Below are 21,473 nucleotides of genomic sequence, written 5' to 3' on the forward strand. Positions count from 1 at the left end.
AACATGGGTGACTCAGCAGCGCGATTTATTTTTCTGTTCTTAGATGGGGTGGGATTGGGAGAAGCGCGAGCAACTAACCCTTTAGCGGCGATCGCAGCCATGCCATTTTTAACGCAGCTTCTGGACGGGCCGTTATTGGCTAGACGAACGGCTTGCCGAGCAGGGCTGTTATTGCAACCGATTGATGCCATCCTCGGAGTGCCAGGGCTACCCCAAAGTGCGACGGGCCAAACCTCATTATTTACAGGCTGCAATGCGCCTGCTTTTATGGGACGTCATCTCAGCGCTTTTGCCAATGGCTCTCTACGAACTTTGATTGAAGCCCACGGCATGTTCAAGCAGGTGCTGAGCTTGGGTGGATCTGTAACCCATGCTAATCTGTATTCTCCCGCTTACTTTGAGGCGATCGCGAAACGGCGACGGCGTTATTCGGTGGGCACGCTTTTGACCCTGACGGCTGGGGTGCCTTTTCGCATGGGTGGAGGAGGTGAGTGCCAAACTGCGATTTCCTGGGACATTACTGGCGAGTATGTGAATCAGCGGGGCGGCAATGTTACACCCCTGACACCCGCTGCCGCAGGTCACAGACTGGCCACAATTGGGAGCCAGCACCATCTCACCCTATTTGAGTGTTATCTCCCCGATTACGCAGGTCATAGTCAGGACAAAGCCCAAATCATTCAGGTTTTACGGTTAGTAGATGCGTTTGTTGAGAGTGTCGTAGCGCACCTGCAACCTGGGGTTAACCTGGTGATTAGCAGTGATCACGGCAATATTGAGGACTTATCCCATCCGCATCACACCGCCAATCTGGTGCCGCTGATTGTGATTGGCCCTCAAGCGATCGCGTTTCAGCCTGTGCAAGACATTACAGGCATTACACCCAAAATCGTGGAGTTGTTACAAGTTGGCAGCAATACGGCTCCAAGCTTGTACCACGTTTTGTAACTCTGCTGGTAACTGATTTTGCACTATATCTGCATAACGGGCCGTTACAGTAGGCCCAGACAGCGTCACGGTGAAATAGTCGGCGGCTCCCTGAGGAGCAGGGTAGCTATGGCGATTGAATTGAGCAAAGTTTTGCTGTTCGAGTAATTGCCGAAAGCGTTGCACCTCAGCCGGAGATACTTGCACCACTTTCACAGGAGTGACAACACCATTGGGTTGTAGTTGACCTTGAATCAGCTGACCATTTGCTTGCAAAGCGATCGCGGAAGTTTGTCCTGCAATGCCGCCACTGGTGACTACTCGAAAAATAACTCCTGTGGTTAGAGGCGGAATCAATTCACTGCCACCAATCAAGTTTGGCTGCAAGCCTGTGGCGCTACTCACATTACTGGCTTGGCGATCGAACTTCACCAAGGAACCAGAATCATTGGTGCGATAGGCTAAGCGCTGCCCCCCACTTTCTACAGTGACGAGCCAACCGGGAACGATAACAGCGGCACAAAACACTCCCGGTTCAGCTAAGCCTAAGCAAGCATCAGGCCAGGTGGTTTTTTCTGATTGCACAATTTGCAACTGAGTAGTAGGTACCCGAAATTGCTGAGCCGCAGCCTGCAAGACAGTTCTAGAAACGTTTTTGGGTAAGCCCGCTGGGTAAAGACCGCTGGCTGGCGTGTCTAACTTGATCACTGAGCCAGATTCATTGGTGCGATAAACCAACTGCTGCGATCGCCCTGCGACTGTAACTTGCCAACCCGGAGTTTCGGCTTGAGTGCAAAACTCACCAGAGGTCGCCAAACCTAAGCAACCATTACTCCAGGTTTGCTTGGCAAACTTGGCAATCTGGACTTGAGTCGCTGCAATTCCCAATTGCTGAGCCGCTGCTTGAGTCACGCTAGCCGCGATCGCCTGGGGTAAATCGGCCTTGGAAGCATCGACTGCTAGACGTAAGCTTTGGCCAGTTTGGTCAGTGTGGTAAACCCAAGCCTGCTGTCCAGCGGAGAGTACCACTCGCCATCCTGGAACTTGGGCTTGAGTACAAATTTCATTGGTAGCAGCTAACTCTAAGCAGCCGTTATTCCAGACTTTTGGCTCGGCTAAAGTGACTCGCAACCTACCAGGTGGAACATTGATGCGACGAGCCAAATCTTGTCGAACTAAGTTCTCTACAGAAGCTGGAAATGAATTGCTGGTTGAAGAGCCAGCACTTCTACCTCGCCCCCGACGACCTTGCTGGGCCAGTAAAGTCGCCTGTTCTGGTTGACCAAGCACTGCCTGCGGAGCCAAGGGAGAAGCATGAGTGGTGGTGGCAGCGATCGCAGCACTCAGCCAACCCAAACTAGAACCAACCGACAAAATTCCTGTCAACAAAACAACCATGAAGCGAGGCGATATTGATGAGGCAGTAATGGTTGCAGAACGATATTGGGTCGGGGGTCGCATAGAAAACCTCACAAGAACTCACTAAACTCAAGCTGATGATGCAGCGCCAATGAGCATGACTGACTCGGCAATTTTAAGACGCTGCTACAACAATCTACGCCAGCCTGACAAAACTTCAGACGGCGATCGCTTACAGATGAGTTCCGTTAGGGTTCCTATTGCTTAGGAGGAGTGATTTGATTGGGCAGAGTGGGCAACCCTGCTTTCTGCAAAAACTGATTAAAGCCTGCAGGTTGGATGAGATACCAAGCAGTTGAACCCGCGAGAACCAACGCTCCTAACATCAACAGGGTAGAAAACACTTGGGCGATCGCGCCTGGAGCATTAGAAGAACGTCGATGCGATAGAGATGGCGTCGGCGTTGTCCTGACCACTGTGGAGCGAGGTCTGGAAGCGTTAGCAGTCGCAGCGGTTTTGCTAGATACAGTACCGACTTTGCCTGCACCCACCACAGGGGCAGTTTCCATTTGGCGCAACTGCTGGGTTACAGCTAAGGGTTGCCGTTCGGTGCGACACCACTGACGCAGAGCAGCCGCAGTAATGCCACAGAGATTAGGTGCTTCTACTCCTTGGACCCGCTGCAACAAAGACTGATCGGTCGTCACTAAAACCACCAACGAACCGGGATGGTTGCGTGCCAGCCCGTAAGCGGCTTGGGCTACAGCTAAGGATAGCCTAGCTTTTTTGCTAAAAGATTCTCCGCTCGCAGGTTTGAGAGAAGCATGGGGCGCACTGATGGCCGTCATATGCCAGCCACTATCAGGGTAGAAGCGCATGAACTCTCTAGCCGTCTGCTCCAAGCTCGCCTCTGGCGCTCGGTCATGGAGATAACGGATTTCGTCAAAAACAACCTGGGGAATAAAGCACTCGCCTACACGAGAGAATTCCTGCCACTCTCTAGTTTTTCCTACTTCCAGAGCGCTTAAATCCAAAACCACTAAAATCGGAGCTGGTGCAGCCATAGCGATTCGGTGTCACACCTTGTAATGCTGAGTAATGTAGATGAAAGAATGAATTGAGGAGCACCCTATTCAAATTATGGATGATGGCCGCTAAAATAGCAGACTTTCTGGTGAAGTTAGCCACCAATTCCTAAGCGGCCTGCCAAGCTAGGGGTAAGGGGCAGGAGGGTGGCAATCATTAAGAACAGAGCCAGCAATCCTAAGCCAGCGCGGGCATCGTTGGGTTCGGAGAGTTCATTAAGACTAGGCCGCTCTAAATCTCGCTGTAAAAACAGAATGATGATCGCCCAATACAAGGCCAAGGCATTAGCAAAAGCCGCGATCGCCAAAAGAATTAAAGTCGCTACCGTGGTTCTGCCAGCCGTTTTGCGGCCATAAATGGCTTGCACGATCCGCCCACCATCCAATTGGCCAGCAGGCATGAGGTTCAACGCGCTCACCACTAAGCCCAACCAACCAATCACAGTCAGGGGATGCACATCGACCAGCGAGTTTTGCAAGGCAGACCCCAACACCACTTTCGCCAAAGTGCCGACCAGAATGGAGCCTTTGAAGAAGTCCGCTGGCACCTGGAACAAACTGCCAGGATGAGACAAGACTAGCCCCGTTACCAGCATCAGTAAGGAAATTAAGCCTCCTGCGGCTGGTCCCGCAAACGCCACATCAAAGAGCACGGTGCGGTTGGGCACAATCGACTCGAAGCGAGTCAAAGCTCCGAACGAACCCAGTTGAGAGGTCGGGAAGAAGAAAGGTGGGCTAAGGCGCACTTGATGACGGCGGGCCAGAACTCGATGACCGATTTCGTGAGCTGCCAACACGGCCAAAATTCCGCCCCCAATCGGTAAAACTTCTCGGAACCGTTCTGGAGCACTGAAGAAATCGAAACCTAAGAGAATGCCGCCTGTTTCTAAGCAAGTTGCCACCGTCGCGATCGCCAGTGACAAAGCCAAGAGCTTCTGTGGCAGCGTGGTGGGCTTGGGGTCGTTGCGACTCGGCAGCACAATCACGACTGGTCTGCCATCCTGGTTTTCTACCAAAAACAAGCGATAGCGATCGCCCAATCGCTCTTCCAAGCTACCCGCCAGACGACTATAGGCAGCCTCTACATCTCCTCGCAGGTTGCCCTTAAAAATGGCTCCATCTTGGTAAGGAATGGTTTCAGTAGCGAAGAAGGTATCAATCCCAAAAATGCCTTGAATGGCCTGCAAATCTGCGGCAGGAATGGGTATGCCTTCGCCTTCCCCAACAGAAGCAGTTGATTCAGTTCCGGATGACCCAAGTTCGCCCTCAGCTTTCTGGTTGGCGGGTTCAGCATTCACTGCTTGCCGTGCCTTCAGCATGGCAGTCGCTCGTTCTTGCAACACGGTGTCTTGACTAGCCGATCGCAATTGATTCCCTAAGAAGACATAGAGAGCAGTGGAGCCAACTACTAGAAACAGAATGCCGACTAAGTTGAGATAAATGCCAGCGGCGAATAGCCCGAAAAACAGCAGCCAAGGCAGCATCAATACCACGGACTGTAGCCAAGCCAGAATCCCTAGCTTGCCAAAAGATTTAGCTCGGTAAAATCCCCAGCCCAAAATTCCTAGGGTAACTAGGACCATTAAAGTGATGGCAGAGGCTTCTGACGCAGCCGTAATCATGGTTATGGTGTGCTCCTGAAACAGAACCCGACAAAGTCAGGTAGTCGCTGATTTGCTGCTCCTGCTGCAACGAACGAGAGTCATTCTCGGTTGAATTAAGAATGTTTCGCCAACGGAGCAGGTACGTATAAATACTACTGTAGCTGAGGCTGTACCCCCAATCACACGCGACCCAATCATCGTTTGGGAGATTGCGGATAGCTCAGCACGACTTGGCGCAAGTTTCCTTGGTGTTGAGTTAAAAGGCGATCGCCTTCTTCTCGCGATAAACCCGTCCAATGCATCAACAGCGCTAGCTTCACTGAGCGACCGCTGCGCTCCAGCAACCAACCTGCTTCTTCGCGGTTGAGGTCGGTTAAATCTTGCAAAATCCTCAGGGCGCGATCGTGCAACTTTTTGTTGGTGACGGAAACATCGATCATGCGGTTGCCGTACACCTTGCCCAGTTGCACCATCGCTCCTGTGGACAGGATATTCAGCGCTAACTTGGTGACCGTACCAGACTTGAGACGGGTAGAGCCTGCGAGTACTTCTGGCCCCACAATCAAGCGAATATCAATGTCTGCTTTGACGGGAACCTGCTCCGCTGGCACGCAGGCGATAAAAATCGTTGTAGCTCCCCGTTGTCTCGCGGCTTGCAACGCTCCGTGAACATAGGGGGTGGTGCCCCCAGCCGTAATGCCCACCACGACATCTAGTTCTGTGATATGACGATGCGCGATCGCCTCTGCTCCATCCTCAGCGCGGTCTTCCAAATCCTCGGAACTCCGCACCAATGCGCCCGCGCCCCCAGCAATAATGCCTTGGACTAACTCAGGTGGCGTACAAAAAGTGGGAGGACATTCGGCGGCATCCAAGACTCCCAAGCGACCACTGGTGCCTGCACCGATGTAAAACAGCCGTCCCCCTTGTCGCAGTGACACAGCCGTCCGTTCGATCGCCTGGGCTAGTTCTTGTCGAGCCGCTGCGATCGCGGCAATGGTTTGGGCGTCTTCGCGGTTAAATAACTCAACCAACTCTAGAGCACTGAGTTGATCGAGATTCTGACTGTTGGGGTTCACTTGCTCCGTCAGCAAGTAGCCGCGCTCATCAGGAAAATGCTGGGGGAGCTGTTCGCCATTGACAGCGCTAGCAGGGTGAGGGTCTTGAGGCATGTTACTTATAGAAGTCCTTCCAAACGACGACGAATGCGGTCGATCTCCGAGTCTGGAGCTTCTGTTTCTGGTTCCGCCCCTTCTTCGCGCCAATCGGTTTCTTCTACATTGGACTCTGGAGGCATCGCCAGGGTGTCTTCTGGAACCAAGTTGCAGTCGTAGTCAGCACCTTGGCAAAATTCTTCAATTTCTTCTAGTTCAAATACTTCCACCGATGGGGTTGGGAAGTCCTGAGCTTCCAACAACAAACCAAACCGAGTGGCATCATCTTCCGACTCAAACATCAGCACCACATTGCGTTCTCCCCGCTCCGGGTCTTGAATTTGAATCGTGTGAATTCCTTCGTTTTCAGTTCGGGCATTAAAAAGTAGAACGAACACACGCATGGGTTTTAGGCATCTTGTGACCACAGTTCTTTCCTATCTTAGAGGCGATCGCGACGAGTGCATGCGCTAAGCTCATTCTCAACTTCGATCCATCGCTACCTGAAACTTGCAACTCCAAATCGGAGTCAAGCTCTGGGTGGAATGCTATTGATTCACCCAAGGCTGCTGAAACCGACTGAACCACCATCCCAAAATACTTTCAGAAGAATGTATTGGTTTTTGTAACCCAACGATGGTTTCAGCTTGGGAATTTGAGCATCGTGGGATAGATTCTTATTGGCGTTCCCCAGCTTGCTATTGTTGCAAATGCGATGACCCAGTCTTCTCCTCCGGGTAACGAACCCACCCCTCCTAGCCGACGCCTGTGGCTGCTCCTGTTGAGCCGTACCAGTGCTGTGGTTGGAGTTGTTTTGCTTGCTGGCATCACTGGTGGTGCTTGGTGGGCCTGGAATTTTGTGCGTAACGACCTCGCCCCCCTGATTGAGAAGAACCTCAGTCAAACTCTAAGCCGCCCAGTAGAGCTAGGGGAGGTGGAGCGATTTGATCTCAACAGCATTCGCTTTGGGGCTTCTGCGGTGCCTGCGACACCCACTGATCCCGATCGCCTTGCTGTGGCCGCGGTTGAGGTCGAGTTTAATCCGTTGCAGCTATTGTTTACCCGGACGCTGAAGCCCAGCATTACTTTAGTCAAGTCCACCATTTATGTAGAGCAAGCCAAAAGCGGCGAATGGATTTCCACGCGAGTTAAAGCTCAAGAACAGGCGGGGCTGATCAAAACGGACCTAGATGTGATTCGCTTTCGCGATGCGGGCATTGTGCTGATTCCCTATCCCGCTCCTCGGAGCAAACGAGTGGCGATCGCGTTTAATCAAGTCAATGGGGCGGCCAACTTTTTTGATAAAAACCAACGAATTGCCTTTGAGGTCAGTGGTAAACCTTTGCGGGGAGGCAATCTACGGCTGAAGGGTGAATCCCAACTAAAAAGCCAGCAGACAAATTTACAGATTCGAGCCCAAGATCTCCTAGCGTCGGATGTGAGTCGGATTATTGACCTACCCCTTGATTTCCAGGGGGGGCGCGTGGATGGCACGCTGGCTGTGCGATCTCACCCGGATGAACCTGTGAAGCTAGAGGGGCGCGCGGAACTAAAAACTGTTACGGCGCAAGTGAGGCAAGTCCCACAACCTTTCCGACAGGCCAAAGGCTTTGTGCGCTTCCAGGGGCAGCTTATTGGGCTGGAAAACATCAGCACGTTTTACGGCAAATTGCCGATCCAAGTGGCAGGAGTCCTCAACACCCAGTCCAACTACGATCTGCGGGGACGCTTGGCCCCAGTCAGTGTGGCTAATTTGCTCGACACCCTCAAGGTTGAAGAGTTACCCTTTGCCACCGCAGGCGAAGTGCGGGGAGCCTTTTTACTGCGGGGGCCGATTGCCAAGCCTGTCCTAGCAGGCACCGTAGTCACCACCAAAACCGCTCGGGTTGATAAAGTTGATTTCAGCCGCATCAGCACTAACTTTGCCCTGGTCACAGCAGAGTCGAAAGTTATTTTCGATCAAATTAAGGCGACCCCAGAGGTGGGTGGTACGGTCACGGGTAGCGGTGGCATCAAATTTGGCGAGGCAGGCGGTCTCGTTTTAGATTTCGCGGGCCAAAACTTGCCAGGAAACGCGATCGCTCAAACCTACGGCACTGAATTGCCTACCAGTATTGGCTTAGTCAGTGGTAGAGCCCAAATTTATGGGCCTTTGGGTGGCAATTTGCAAACAGTGGTACAGGCGCAGGCCCCCAATGCCGCAGGTGGCATCGTCAGCGCCAGAGCCCGGTTAGCCGAAGGTCGCTGGCAAGCCCTGGTCAAGGCGCAGCAAATTCAACTCAGTCGGTTTGAGCAAGTTCCAGCCCAGTTTCGCGGCCAACTCAGTGGCGAAATTGCCTTGGCAGGCACCACTGATAATCCACAGACGAATGCGGTTCAAGCGGCAGGTAAAGCTTTCCTGAATGTCGTGGGGGGCACTGTTGCCCTGAGCAACATCAGTTTGAACCAAGGCCGCTGGCAAGCGTTGGCAGATTTATCCCAAATTCAACTGAAACGCCTTTCCCCGGACTTACGCGGACAGTTGAGTGGCGCTTTACAGTTGGCAGGTACGACTGAAGCCTTTGACCTGAGTGCAATTCAAGCAGCGGGTCGGGTGCGGCTCTCGGAAGGGTTGGCGATCGTGCAGCAACCCCTGGCTGCCTCGGTGCGTTGGACAGGACAAAACTTACTGGTGCAAGAAGCGACCGCTCCTAACTTGAGTGCCAATGGCATCGTCGCCGTGCGGACCGAAGGCAAGAATGCGCCAGAAGTTACCAACCTCAACTTAAATGTGCAAGCCCGTGACTACGCCCTCAACGCTCTCCCCTTTGCGGTGCCTAGCACTTTTCAACTGGCAGGCCGAGCCGATTTTACGGGCCGCTTAACGGGCACGCCCACGGCTCCCAATGTCGCAGGCAACTTGCGGCTGAATCAATTTGTCCTGAATGGCGTCCCTTTTGAACCCGTTTTGGCAGGCAACCTCAAGGTAGTCACTGGACAGGGGTTAAATCTGGCTGTGGCAGGCGATCGCGATCGCATCGACCTCGCCCTCGACCCTAACAATCAACCCAGAGCTTTCTGGATCCAGCGAGATGAGGCGATCGCTCAGGGTAAGGCCCAAGGCGATCAGTTGTTGGTGAATGTCCAGAGCTTCCCACTGGCCGCGTTGAATCTAGCTCCCGGTGCTCAGTTCGGTTTAGGGAATGTGGCTGGACTGCTCAGCGGCAACTTCGATGTGAACTTGAAGCAATCCTCCGTGGTAGGTGAAGTCGCGATCGCCCGACCCGCGATCGGCACCATTGCGGGCGATGAGTTCCGGGGCCGCTTTCGTTACGCCAATGGCATCGCTGCCCTCACAGGCGGCGAACTCCGCATCGGCCAGAGCCAGTACCTCTTAGCAGGCAACTTCCTGCAAACCGCAGCAGGGCCACAATTTAAGGGGCAGGTAGATGTTGCGCAGGGGTCGCTGCAAGATATATTGGCGACGCTGCAATGGTTTGAGCTGCAAGACATCACCCGTGGGTTGGGAGCACCAACCTATGCTAGGGCAGCCGATGTGCAAACCGTGGCCGTGGGCGTACCGGAAACACCTCTACAAACCCAACTCCGTCGTTTCTCCGAAATCGAGACCTTATTGAGTCAGCAAGTGGCTCGCCGTGAGGCCGCTTCTCCCCTGCCTGATTTAGCAGATCTCGAAGGCAACTTCACGGGTGGCATTCGCTTCGCAGGCTCTCCAGAAACTGGAATATCGCTCAATTTTGATATTCAAGGGCAAGACTGGCAGTGGGACGAGTACACCGCTGACCAAGTCGTGCTAAACGGCAGCTTTGAGAACGGCGTTCTGACTTTGTTACCATTGCGCTTCCAATCCGCAGATACCTTAGTGGCGTTCTCCGGGCAAATCGGTGGCAAAACTCAGTCAGGCCAATTGCAAATCGAGAACTTATCTTTAGAAACGCTCGATCGCTTTGTCACTTTACCCGTTGATATCAGCGGTAAGTTGAATGCTACAGCCACATTGGCAGGCAGCTTGGTCAATCCGCAAGCCGTGGGAGAACTCAGCTTAGTCGATGGCACGCTGAACGATACGGCAGTGCAAACCGCTAGAGGCAGTTTTAACTACAACAATGCTCGCCTGAACTTTGGCAGTACTGTAATTGTCAATGGCCCAGAACCGTTAACCGTAGCTGGCAGTTTTCCGGCGGCACTTCCTTTCAGTGCGCCCCCCGCCAGCAACGAAATTAGTTTAGATGTGGATGTTAAAAATGAGGGTTTGGCGCTCCTAAATGTGCTCACGCCTCAGGCCGCTTGGGTGGATGGTCAAGGCCAAGTCAACCTTCAAGTCCGAGGTACATTAGAGCAGCCGATCGCCAATGGCATCGCTACTTTCCAAAATGCCACCTTTGAGGCTCAAGCCCTGCCTGAACGCTTGACCAATGTCAATGGCACCATTCGCTTTGATCGCGATCGCATCCTCGTAGAAGGTATCCAAGGCCAATTTAGCCAGGGGCAAGTTAACGCTCAAGGCATTCTCCCCATCTTTACCAGCTTCCGCCCAGGCAACCCAGATGCTGCCACTCCCCTGACGGTTAACCTCGACAAAATTTCGCTCAACCTCAAAGGCCTATACCGGGGCGGCGTAGAAGGACAGGTAATGGTGACTGGCACCGCTCTAGAACCAAGAATCGGCGGTGAAATCAAACTTGCGAATGGCCAAGTTCAACTCCCTGACACTAGTAGCGCTCCTGCGACGGCGACGAATGCCAGCACCAGCGATAGCCAATCCGGTGCTGCGCCTGCTACGCCTCGATTCAACGATTTGCGACTCACGCTAGGGGATGGCCTGCAAATCGTCCGTCAGCCGATCTTAAACTTCCTTGCTGTCGGCGATATTACCCTCAATGGCACCTTAGACAACCTGCGGCCTAATGGCACCATTCGCCTCCGTACAGGTCAGGTCAATCTATTCACCACTCGCTTCACCTTAGCGCGGGGTTATCCTCAAACGGCAGTATTTACTCCCGAACGGGGCTTAGACCCAATTTTAGATATCCAGTTAATTACCTCTGTGCCTGAAGTCACCCGCAGCCGCACAGTTTCTACCTTGTCTCCCTCGGAAGTAGAAGATGTGCCCGCTACCAGTTTGGGGGCCCTGCAAACAGTGCGCATCGAAGCTACAGCGACGGGGCCTGCAAGTCAACTGTTCGACAACTTAGAACTGAAGAGTAGTCCCTCCCGGAGCCGCAATGAAATCGTTGGGCTATTGGGGGGTGGCTTCATCAATACACTCGGACGCGGCGATAGCACTCTGGGGCTAGCTAACTTGGCAGGTTCAGCCTTACTGACCAACATTCAAGGGGCGATCGGTAATGCTTTAGGCCTGAGCGAATTTCGTCTATTCCCCACAATTGTCACTTCTGAAGAATCGCGTTCCTCAACCCTGGGCTTGGCAGCGGAGGCGAGTGTTGACATTACGCAAAACGTTTCTGCCTCTGTGCTGCGGGTGCTAACAGCAGATCAGCCAACTCAGTTTGGCTTGCGCTATCGCCTGAATGAGGAATTTCTGTTGCGCGGTTCGACAGACCTTTCGGGAGACAGCCGAGCTGTACTGGAGTATGAAACTCGCTTCTAGCTTTCCTCACAGTTCAAAGTTTCTTGAGTTTGTTTTTGACTCCAAGCGGTATGCCCACTAGCCACCAAGCAGAGGTACCGGCGCGTCATTTCGGGCAGGGTGACACCACTAAATTCTGCCCCTTCAATCTTGACGCCTAGAACGCTGGCATCGCTCAAATCAGCTTGGCTTAGATCTGCTCGGCTCAGATTGCTCCAATCTAGTTCGGCCCGACCGAGGTAGGCTCGGTTGAGATTCGCTCCACTCAAGTCGGCTCCGATTAAATTAACGCCCCGAAGCTTGGCTTCAGTAAAATTTGCGGTGGACAAATTGGCCTCCTGCAAATCAGCTCCACTCAACTTGGCCTCACTCAAGTTCACCCCACTGAGGTCTACGCCCCTGAGATCAACGCCGTTGAGGAAAGCTCCCGCCAAGTTCACCCCATTGAGGAAAGCCCCTTGCAGCATAGCCCCACTCAATCTCGCTCCTTTGAGATTGGCCCAATTGAGGTTGGCTCCTTTAAGGTGAGCATTCCGTAGATTCACACTTTGTAGGGTGGTGCCGCAGAGATTAGCTCGTTGTAAGTTGGCGTTCCGCAGATTGGCATTGCTCAGATTAGCCGCGCTGAGTTTGGCTTTTGCTAAATCGGCTTTGACGAGGAAAGCTCCGTTCAAATTCGCCTTTGTTAAGTCGGAATCGACTAAACAACTTTCACTCAGTTTGGCAAAGCTTAAATTGGCCCAATTGAGAAAGACACCATTGAGATTTGCTTTGGTTAAAAAGGCGCGACTTAAGTTGGCCCCGGTTAGATTGGCACCTTCTAGGTTGATGTCAATCAAGGTTGCTCCACTTAGGTCAGCTCCTCTGAGGTCAACGCCAGCGAAGTCTCGGCTTCCCATTTCGTAGCATTTGAGCAAGTAACTAACGTCCATGTCTTGATGCCTCTAGTTGCGGCTAGCTTAGGGGTGGGCAACGTCGATCTACGGGGCTGACCCAGATTGAAGCTTGGGCTTGTGTTCTTAACTTGCCCAAGCGCTTTTCGGTTCTTGACGCACGAGCTGTTACGTTGTTTAACGGCTTTGAAAACTTTAGAAACACTATCCTTTTATCTTGCTTTTCCATACTAGGAATAGAGGCAGCATCTCAGGGCTACCCTTAAAATTGATTAACTTAATAATGCGTAATTATTAAAGGTGCTTCAGGCTGGAATGACCTGAGCCCAAAGGTTTAACGTTATTAGATTTTTTAGGCGAGCATGGGTAGAAAACTTGGACTTTGGCTGCTTTGGGTTGGGGCGATCGCGTATGCCTTTCTGCTAGCTCCCCCTAACCAACCAGATACTCTCACTCTGATTCAAAAGCTATCTACAGGCGATTGGGAGGGGATTAATCCCCTGATTATTACTTTGTTTAACATCATGGGCGTCTGGCCGATGATCTACAGTGCCTTGTTGTTGATAGATGGCAGAACCCAAAAAATTCCTGCTTGGCCTTTTATAGCGGGCTCTTTTGGCCTGGGAGCGTTTGCCTTGTTGCCTTACTTAGCGCTCCGCCACCCTAACTCGGACTTCAGTGGGTCTAAAACATCTTTGCTGAAGCTGCTCGACTCCCGTTGGACAGGGGCAGTTCTGGCGTTAGGCACGATCGCTTTAGTCGGCTATGGGGCGATCGCAGGTGATTGGAGTGATTTCGTAGCGCAATGGCAAACGAACCGCTTTATCCACGTCATGAGTTTGGATTTTTGCTTGCTGTGTCTGCTCTTTCCGACAGTGTTGAGGGATGACATGGCCCGGCGAGGATTGCAAGATGCTCGCATTTTCTGGGCTGCCTCTCTACCCTTGTTAGGGCCAGCGCTTTACCTTGCTTTTCGACCATCTCTGAGCAGTTCTGCCGCAACCGAGGCTAAAGGTCTGAGCCAACAACCGACGGTAACGGGCCAATCCTAAAGCGTCACCCTAAGCATCCAAAACTCGGTGGTATGCAAGGGTTGATCAAATGGGGCGATCGCTAAACTGAAGTGAGGCTAAATCCGTCAGGCATGATCGCTCCTCGGAGGCAAGCCCCTTCTAGCGTGGCTTGGTTGAGATTTGCGCCTGCTAAATTGGTTCCTTCCAGGGTGGCACAGTTGAGATTCGCACCTACTAGACAAGCTCCTTGAAGGTTGGCACCGCGTAGATTAGTCATACACAAGTTAGCGTTGCTCAGATCAGCTTGGCTCAAGTTAGCTTGGCTTAAAGTAGCCTCACGCAAATCAGCTTTGCTCAGATTAGCTCGGCTCAGGTTGGCTTTGTAGAGGTTAGTGCCAATACAGTTGGCTCCAATCAGCATCGCTTTGTAAAGAGTGGTGCCCATCAAGTTGGCCATGCAGAAGTTAGCCATACTCAGATTGGCCATTGTCAGGTTAGCTTCGTGAAGAGTAGCGCCGATAAAGTCAGCCATGCAAAGGTTGGCCATGCCCAGATTAGCGCGGCTGAGATTGGCTTCCCGCAGCTTCGCCACACTTAAGTCTGCTTCCCGTAAGTCTGCTTTGTAGAGATTGGCTTCTCGCAAATTGGCTTTACAGAGCGTGGTTGTGTAGAGGGTTGCGCCTTCCAAATCCGCTTGACTGAGATTTGCTTCGGTCAAGTTCGCCATACAGAGGTCAGCATGTCGGAGGTTTACCTCTCGCAAGTCAGCCTTGCTTAAGTTGGCTTCTCTCAGCTTCGCTTGGTACAGGTTGGCTGTGTAAAGGCTAGCTCCCATCAGCTTGGCTCGATGGAGATTTGCCGTCTCAAAGTTGGCTAAGCAAAGGTCAGCTGCTTCTAAGTTGATACCGCTCAAATTTGCTCTACTCAGGTTGGCATTTCTGAGGTTGATCATGCCTATAGAGGCACCCGCTAAACGTGGGCTACTTATAGCTTGGGTCGTCCACCACTGATTCCAGCCAGTTACTCCTCGCTCCAGCAAAGCAAGGTGTTCCGGATTTGCCATATGCACCCTAGTCTCACCAGAAAGTCCTTAGGCCTAGGATTCCCCACAGGTGTAATTAGGCAACTTAGCGGATGCCACTTCGCCAGTAATATTTACAGACCTAACTGAGGTCTAACCTTATATTTGCGAGGCCAACTGACCCGCTAATTGCGTCAAATATTTATTCAAAGCTGCTTGTTCTGACAAAGTAGGTTTTTGCGAACCTCGACCATTCAAGGTGTAGCGATCGCTAAACATATCCGCACCTTTATTCGAGCTTTGCCACTGAAACTGACCATATTGCTTTAGCAACAATTTTTTGAGTTGCACGCGATCGCTCTCCGGCAAGTTACCTCGGCTCACAACCGTTTGCTTGCGGCAGTCTTCCAAAACATAGGCAGCACTGGAGCGCAAAGTTAGACGCTGACAGATACCTGCAATGCCTCCAGAACGCTCCCAAACGATCGCTGCTTGAGTCTGCTGGGGTTGGGTAGGCGTTGACTTGTTAGCGATCGCATTGGAACTAATGGCAGTTGGCAAAGCCAGGACTAAAAGAGTGACACCGAGAGCCATGGGGCTTTTCATAACAAGAATTTCCTTGGATAGGGGGCGTTGAACGTGGGGCGTATTGGTAGAAACACTCAACTTCAGCCCTTCTCCGCAGAGCAGTTGACTAAAGAGACTGCTGAAATCACTCTGGTCCTATTTCCCTGGCTAACGAGAAACCCGCTACGGCTGTTTTCAGGAATCCTCATTAGACTCAATAAAGACTGGAACACTTTACAATCTTTTACCTTCGCAGGAGTCAATCTTTTAGATGTGCCGTTTAATGGGCTACTTAGGGCCATCCATTTCGCTTGATCGCCTGCTCGACAAGCCTGAGCACTCACTCATTGTTCAAAGCTACCAACCCCGTGAAATGACAGCGGGCCTACTAAATGCCGATGGGTTTGGCGTTGGTTGGTACCACTCGCAACAAGAGACACCTCCCTTCACTTACAAAAACATCCTGCCTATCTGGAACGACCCCAACCTCTCTAGCCTTAGCCGCTACATCGAATCAGGTTGCGTCTTAGCTAACGTTCGTAGCGCGACTCCAGGGTTAGGCGTTGATGTAAGCAATTGTCAGCCTTTTCAGAAAGATCGCATCTTGTTCATGCATAATGGCTTCATCAAAAACTTCCGGCAGACATTGCGTAAAGCCATTTGCGATCGCCTCGATGATACTTCTCATCAGGTGATTCAAGGTACAACCGACTCCGAGCACATCTTCGCGCTGTTGCTACACTACTGGTACCAAGCTCCAGAAAAACCTCTGGAAGAGGCGCTGCACCAAACTCTGACCACTCTCTCTGAGCTAGCAGAGAGCCAACAGTTAGAGTTTTCGGCCAATATCTTGATTAGCAACGGCAAACGGTTGATTGCTTCGCGCTTTGCCAGTCACAGTCCCAACCCCTCTCTCCACTGGCTCCGCGACGACCCTACGCTTCCGGATGCCGTGATTGTGGCTTCTGAGCCTTTGTTCGCTGGAGATTGGACCACCTGCCCAGAAAGTAGCATTCTGACCGTAGAAGATGACCTCGACATCCAGATTCGCCCCATCTGACCCACAGCTCCGCGATCTAGAGGTACGTCGGCAGCAGATTCAGCAAGCGTTGCAAGACTGTCGCACCGGTACTCTGGCTCTGTTTCAAGCAGTTGACTCCACCACATTTTGCCAACAAATTCATCCTGAATTTAGTCCCATCGGTTGGCACTTAGGCCATATTGCTTTTACCGAGGGGCTGTGGATTCTTGAACACTGTGCGGGTCAAGCGCCTCTCCTGCCCCAATACCGCCGCTTATTTGCCGCCGATGGCTTGCCTAAAGCAGAGCGCTGCAACTTGCCTAACCTGGCTGATACTTACACGTATCTCGATACCGTGACAACCCAGGTGCTGCAATATCTGAAAGTTGCACCACTTGACTCGCAAGAACGCCTTTGGCACTGGCTATTGCAGCACGAAAGTCAGCATTGCGAAACCATTAGTTTTTTGCTGCAATTGCAGCGGTGGACTGCCGATTTGGAACCTTCAAGTAGGCTAAAGCAACCCCAGCAGCACTCAGACTCTAGCGATTTTGAGGAAATGGTCTGCATTCCCGCTGGGGCATTTCAGCAAGGCAATGATTCTCTAGACGCGATCGACAACGAGCGCCCGGTACATTCGGTTGATCTCGATACCTACTGGATCGATCGCTACCCTGTTACCAATGGCCAGTACCGCAAATTTATCGCGGCTGGGGGCTACCAAAACCCCCATTGGTGGTCAGAATCGGGTTGGCAATGGCGACAAGCAAATGGTATTACTCAACCGCTCTATTGGCCAAATGATCCAGCCTGGGCAGATCATCCTGTCTGTGGCGTCAGTTGCTATGAAGCCGAAGCCTATGCTCGCTTTGTGCAGAAGCGCCTACCTACAGAAGCCGAGTGGGAAAAAGCTGCAAGTTGGCATCCGCAGAAACAGCAACGCCAAACCTACCCTTGGGGCGAAGCCTTTCCTAGCACTGAATCTGGGATTGGACGTTGCAACCACGACCATTTGGAGGGACAAACGACGCCCGTTGCTGCTTACCCCAAGGGGCAAAGCTTCTACGGCTGCTACGACATGCTAGGCAACGTTTGGGAGTGGACAGCTTCCTGGTTTGATGGCTACGACGGGTTTGAGTTCTATCCCTATCGTGGCTACTCACAAGTGTATTTCGATGGGCAGCATCGCGTGTTGCGGGGTGGCAGTTGGGTGACACGACCTTGGGGGTTACGCTGTGCCTTTCGCAACTGGTATGACCCTGGAACTCGGCAAATTTTGGCTGGCTTTCGCTGTGTGCGGGATGCAGAGCCTCGTGCCGCTTAGCCAGATGCTAAGGATTTCTTGAGTTTTGCTCAGCAACCTTAATGGGAAAATACAAGCGATTAGCCAAAAAATCTCACCTGAGTTCGATTTGGCTAAGATTCGCTGTGTGGTTCTCTATTTAAGAAGCTTCGCAGCGTCAATCTAACGGTTTTACATGGATGCGCTAACTTGCTGCGAGTGGTAACAATCTCGCTTCCATCACACTTACGGAGGTAGGATGTCGATTTTTAAAGCAGTGGGCAGCAATCTTGTGTCTCACCCCCCGGACCAAGGCGTTGCTCAGCCCCTGGAAAAGCGCTTGCAGATTGAACATCTGATTAGCCCTAGTAATCCTTTAGCCACGGAGCTTACAGCGGGTAAAGATGTGGTTGATGGTTTAGGCCAAGCGCCCAAATCATTGCCCCCGCATTATTTCTACGACGATCGTGGCTCTCAGCTATTTGAGCAAATCTGTGGGTTGCCAGAGTACTACTTAACTCGGACTGAGACAGCCATTCTGCAACAGTATGCAGCCGCGATCGCCCAAATTACGGGTCCTTGTGAGCTGGTCGAACTTGGTAGTGGCAGCGCTGTCAAAACTCGGATTTTGCTAGATGCTTATGCTTCCCTAGAGCAGCCTCTGCACTACATGCCAATTGATGTCAGTGCTGGCATCCTGGAAAGTAGTGCGCGGGATTTGCTCGTGGATTACCCAACCTTGCAAGTACATGGCTTAGTCAGTACCTATGAGCTAGCCCTAGCCAAGCTAGAGCCAGCACAACTCCCTACCCGGATGATTTGTTTCCTCGGCAGTTCCCTGGGGAATCTCACTCCTGCTGCATGTGAGGTTTTCTTTGCTCAGGTAAAGGCAGCCCTAAAGCCTGGTGAATATTTCCTGTTAGGGTTTGACTTGCAAAAATCACCCGATATTCTGGAAGCTGCCTACAATGACAGCCGAGGGGTGACAGCAGAATTTAATCTCAATATGCTGCACCATTTGAATTGGCGTTTCCAAGGCGACTTTGATGTCTCTCAGTTCCAGCATGTCGCTTTCTACAATGAGTCGCTGCATCAGATTGAGATTTACTTAAAGAGCTTGCGATCGCAAACAGTTCACCTGCGATCGCTCAACTTGGCGCTTGAGTTTGCTGCGGGCGAAACAATTCATACCGAAATCTCGCGCAAGTTCAATCTGGCATCCATGCAGCAAGACCTCCAAGCTAAAGGCTTAAACCCCATTCAAGCTTGGACGGACGCTAAACAGTGGTTTGGTCTCGTCTTGTGCCAGGTTTAGTCTCGTTTAACCCTTAGTACACCCACCCAAAAAAGTAGGGGCACAATAGTCTGTACCCCTACCCTCACTGTTATTCAGATATTAAGAACTTGTGATCCGTTGCTTACTTAGACTTCGGAGCTGCTTGTTCAGTTAGCTCAGAGCTGAACTCATTAAACATGCGCCGTCTTAGAGGTACAGATTCGGAACGGGGCAACAGGTTAAATACCTCTCGGAAAGTATCATCCACCGCTTCAAAGGGGACTTTACCCTTGGCATTCAGCGCCACTTTACCCTCTTGGTTGATCACTACCGTTTGAGGCACGATGCCAGCATAGTAGTAACCGGGTTCAGTTGGGCTGTAGCTAGATTTGGTCGGAATGGCATCTACGTTGATGGGAATGAAGTCTACAACCTTGCCATAAAAGCCTTGGAGCTGGGAGACAACTGGGGAGAACTGCTTGCAATCCTTGCTGTCATCGACAAAAAACACCAGCAGCGCAGGCTTATGACGTTGGATTGAATCTGCCAAGGTGGTTCTAGGCGGGACCAACGCGCCATTACCCGCGTAGAGCGCAAAAATATTGCCATCAAAGCGATCGTCGTCTATGCCTGCGAGTGCAGGAGAAGCTCCTACCGACCAGAAACCAGCGATCGTGACCATTAACACCAGCAGCACAGCGAAAGTCTGTTGTCGCCATGACCGACGCTGCTTTGGTGCTCCTACCTGTGAGGACAGTTCACCAGTCGTCAAATATTTACTAGCACTAGTCATAGACACAATGGGCAACTTCCACCAGGGAGACATTCTAAAACTCAATACTAAGGCTTGACGATTCTACCGTATGTCATTTTCCCATTATTAGGGGAGAGGCGATCGCAAAAAAATAGCACCTCCTCAAGCTTGAGAAAGTGCTACGGGTATGGATTTAACTTTGCGTCAGGATGTAAGAAGATTTCTTGCTATTTCTAGCTCTCAATCTTTAGCTATCTCTAGCTGTGCTGATGATTGCCATTGGTGCGAGGGCTGCGGGCTCCCACAGAAGCGCCAACCATAGCAGCTACTAAGCCGAGTAGAGAACCAAAGGTGAAGGACCAACCTGCTTTCGCGGCATTGCCAGCTAAATCACGGGTGCCTTGAGCTGAGATACTGGGGCTAGGGATAGCAGCTGGGTTAGGAATATCGACGCCACCTGGTTGTGCTGCGGCAGTAGCAGCAGAAGCAGCACTATTAACTAGTAGACCAAAGGTTCCAGTCACGCCACTCGCTAGCAGCCAAGAACTAATAGCCAAGGTAGTTGCCCAAAGGATCGCTCCATTTAACAGGGCAGTACTACGGTTCATCGGACCACAAGTACGGCTCGTAATCCAACCACCAATAAACAGAGAAATAAATAAACTAATAATGCTCCAGATGCCAACAGCAGTACCAACATCTCCAGCATCGGATCGGGGAGCACCGGACCCCGCAATGCTAGATAGTCCGATCGCAGCACCCAAAGCGCTTAATACTAATTGGGTTGCCAAAGCTGTGAGCAAACCTGCCAAAATGGGACCCCAACGGACCCGATCATGATATTCAGTAACTGGACCGTAAGCTGTTCTTTCAACTACATTATCTGCTGGCCGATTTGTATATGCCATAGCCTAATCTACCCCCTCCCACTATATAGGTTCTTAAAGAATTTGCTTTAGCAATTTCTACATTTGAGCTCTACTTTAAGCTGACTCTACAGTGACTACATCTACCGGCGGGAATAAGATTTAGCTCCTTTCATACTCTCAGACACAGAAATTAAAATTTGTTTTTTTCTAAACTAAGAGGCGTGAATTAGTTAAGTTTTTGTCAAGTTGCTCATCCCAAACATTCGAGAAGTTCTAACTCAGTTCTTATCGTGAAAACTAAGCTAACTTGAATCTGCTTCTTCCATCAAAGGGTTTCAGGCGATCGCCGTTAAAAATACATTGACTGAATTTACATAATATTGCTTGACTTATTAAAGTCTGAGACTTTGTAACACTCTTAACCAATTCAGTCCAGAAGGTATTCCTGCTTACATGAATAACTATTATGTCTGAGTCGCTCTTCACAGATATTAAAACATACGCTTCTGCTTGATTAAGTTAGTAAAGGCTCAGCAACTCAGTTACTTGCAAAATACCTACTCCTTTGGGCATAACAACTGGGCAGCTTAGCCATAAAAAGCATGGTTTACTGAGTGGTATATAACCCTTTAGAAGTAGATTGGCTTAAGCCTTAACGCAGTCGAATTGCAGTTCCAGTCGCAGTGATGAGCAACAACACTCCAGACTGATCCAGGCTGATCGTTCCAGTGTCGATCTCAATGCCAATGACCGCATTCGCTCCTAAACGCTCTGCTCGCTTCTCTAGCTCTGCGAGTGCATCTCGTTGCCCTTGCTCAAAAACGCGCTCGTAGCTGGCTGTCCGCCCGCCAATAATGTCTCGAATTCCCGCAAAAAAATCTCGCAACGCATTACTGCCGTAGACTACCTCAGCCGTCACGATGCCTAAATAAGCTTCGACGGTGGCTCCTTGAATGACATCAGTTGTTGATAAAATCATCGGTTGTCCTCACGCAACAATACTTAAACAGTTAACTGCCTCACCTCAATCTAGTGAAGCTACACCTGACAGCCTCAGC

Annotated in this window: 17 protein-coding genes; 6 read left to right on the plus strand and 11 right to left on the minus strand. The window is 51.3% G+C overall.

What is annotated here, in order from left to right:
• The first annotated feature begins 3 nt into the window (after positions 1–3).
• Positions 4–948, plus strand: coding sequence for an alkaline phosphatase family protein (locus H6F68_RS18140; protein ID WP_190561144.1), 945 nt, complete (start codon positions 4–6; stop codon positions 946–948).
• On the opposite strand, the gene H6F68_RS18145 is transcribed toward H6F68_RS18140, so the two are convergent.
• The 5 genes from H6F68_RS18145 to H6F68_RS18165 form a co-directional block, all read right to left on the minus strand.
• Entirely contained in the window at positions 901–2,388 is a 1,488-nt protein-coding gene (locus H6F68_RS18145; protein WP_190561146.1) for a hypothetical protein, read from the minus strand. The two genes, H6F68_RS18140 and H6F68_RS18145, sit on opposite strands and share 48 nt — an antisense overlap.
• Positions 2,389–2,543: 155 nt before the next feature.
• Complete coding sequence (locus H6F68_RS18150) at positions 2,544–3,350, minus strand: PIN domain-containing protein (RefSeq protein WP_190432116.1); 807 nt, start codon at positions 3,348–3,350, stop codon at positions 2,544–2,546.
• Positions 3,351–3,466: 116 nt separating this feature from the next.
• Positions 3,467–4,993 (minus strand): site-2 protease family protein, encoded by a 1,527-nt coding sequence (locus H6F68_RS18155; protein ID WP_190561148.1) that lies wholly within the window; start codon positions 4,991–4,993, stop codon positions 3,467–3,469.
• Between the two features lie 176 nt (positions 4,994–5,169).
• Positions 5,170–6,147, minus strand: coding sequence for an N-acetylmuramic acid 6-phosphate etherase (gene murQ, locus H6F68_RS18160; protein ID WP_190561150.1), 978 nt, complete (start codon positions 6,145–6,147; stop codon positions 5,170–5,172).
• 5 nt (positions 6,148–6,152) lie between these two features.
• Positions 6,153–6,533, minus strand: a complete 381-nt coding sequence (locus H6F68_RS18165; protein WP_190561152.1) for a DUF3110 domain-containing protein — start codon at positions 6,531–6,533, stop codon at positions 6,153–6,155.
• Positions 6,534–6,844: 311 nt separating this feature from the next.
• Between H6F68_RS18165 and H6F68_RS18170 the strand changes: the two genes are divergently transcribed.
• Positions 6,845–11,740: a translocation/assembly module TamB gene (locus H6F68_RS18170; protein ID WP_190561154.1), complete on the plus strand. Its 4,896-nt coding sequence runs from the start codon at positions 6,845–6,847 to the stop codon at positions 11,738–11,740.
• Here H6F68_RS18170 and H6F68_RS18175 read toward each other — a convergent pair.
• Entirely contained in the window at positions 11,737–12,651 is a 915-nt protein-coding gene (locus tag H6F68_RS18175) for a pentapeptide repeat-containing protein (protein ID WP_190432109.1), read from the minus strand. The genes H6F68_RS18170 and H6F68_RS18175 overlap by 4 nt on opposite strands.
• Positions 12,652–12,974: 323 nt before the next feature.
• Here H6F68_RS18175 and H6F68_RS18180 point away from each other — a divergent pair, with 323 nt between their 5' ends.
• Positions 12,975–13,664: a DUF2834 domain-containing protein gene (locus H6F68_RS18180; RefSeq protein WP_190561156.1), complete on the plus strand. Its 690-nt coding sequence runs from the start codon at positions 12,975–12,977 to the stop codon at positions 13,662–13,664.
• Between the two features lie 61 nt (positions 13,665–13,725).
• Here the strand turns inward: H6F68_RS18180 and H6F68_RS18185 are convergent, their stop codons facing one another.
• Together H6F68_RS18185 and H6F68_RS18190 are read right to left on the minus strand one after the other, a co-directional pair.
• Entirely contained in the window at positions 13,726–14,688 is a 963-nt protein-coding gene (locus tag H6F68_RS18185) for a pentapeptide repeat-containing protein (protein ID WP_190561158.1), read from the minus strand.
• A 117-nt stretch (positions 14,689–14,805) separates the two neighbouring features.
• Positions 14,806–15,252, minus strand: coding sequence for a hypothetical protein (locus tag H6F68_RS18190; RefSeq protein WP_190561160.1), 447 nt, complete (start codon positions 15,250–15,252; stop codon positions 14,806–14,808).
• A 232-nt stretch (positions 15,253–15,484) separates the two neighbouring features.
• Between H6F68_RS18190 and egtC the strand changes: the two genes are divergently transcribed.
• The 3 genes from egtC (at position 15,485) to egtD (ending at position 18,831) form a co-directional block, all read left to right on the plus strand.
• The gene (gene egtC, locus H6F68_RS18195; protein WP_190561162.1) at positions 15,485–16,273 is read left to right on the plus strand and encodes an ergothioneine biosynthesis protein EgtC; all 789 of its coding nucleotides are present in this window, start codon (positions 15,485–15,487) and stop codon (positions 16,271–16,273) included.
• Positions 16,242–17,558 (plus strand): ergothioneine biosynthesis protein EgtB, encoded by a 1,317-nt coding sequence (locus tag H6F68_RS18200; RefSeq protein ID WP_190561164.1) that lies wholly within the window; start codon positions 16,242–16,244, stop codon positions 17,556–17,558. The genes egtC and H6F68_RS18200 overlap by 32 nt, the downstream gene beginning before the upstream one ends.
• Positions 17,559–17,775: 217 nt before the next feature.
• Positions 17,776–18,831, plus strand: coding sequence for an L-histidine N(alpha)-methyltransferase (egtD, locus tag H6F68_RS18205; RefSeq protein ID WP_190561166.1), 1,056 nt, complete (start codon positions 17,776–17,778; stop codon positions 18,829–18,831).
• A gap of 103 nt (positions 18,832–18,934) precedes the next feature.
• Here egtD and H6F68_RS18210 read toward each other — a convergent pair whose 3' ends face one another.
• The 3 genes from H6F68_RS18210 to H6F68_RS18220 form a co-directional block, all read right to left on the minus strand.
• On the minus strand, positions 18,935–19,618 hold the full coding sequence (locus tag H6F68_RS18210) for a thylakoid membrane photosystem I accumulation factor (protein ID WP_313930189.1): 684 nt from the start codon (positions 19,616–19,618) through the stop codon (positions 18,935–18,937).
• 185 nt (positions 19,619–19,803) lie between these two features.
• A complete protein-coding gene (locus tag H6F68_RS18215) occupies positions 19,804–20,454 on the minus strand; it encodes a hypothetical protein (protein ID WP_190555093.1) in 651 nt (216 codons plus the stop codon).
• Between the two features lie 613 nt (positions 20,455–21,067).
• The gene (locus tag H6F68_RS18220; protein ID WP_190432100.1) at positions 21,068–21,394 is read right to left on the minus strand and encodes a YbjQ family protein; all 327 of its coding nucleotides are present in this window, start codon (positions 21,392–21,394) and stop codon (positions 21,068–21,070) included.
• Positions 21,395–21,473 lie beyond the last annotated feature (79 nt).

Origin of the sequence: Trichocoleus sp. FACHB-262, assembly GCF_014696035.1 — a bacterium.
In the GTDB taxonomy this organism is placed as follows: domain Bacteria; phylum Cyanobacteriota; class Cyanobacteriia; order FACHB-46; family FACHB-46; genus Trichocoleus.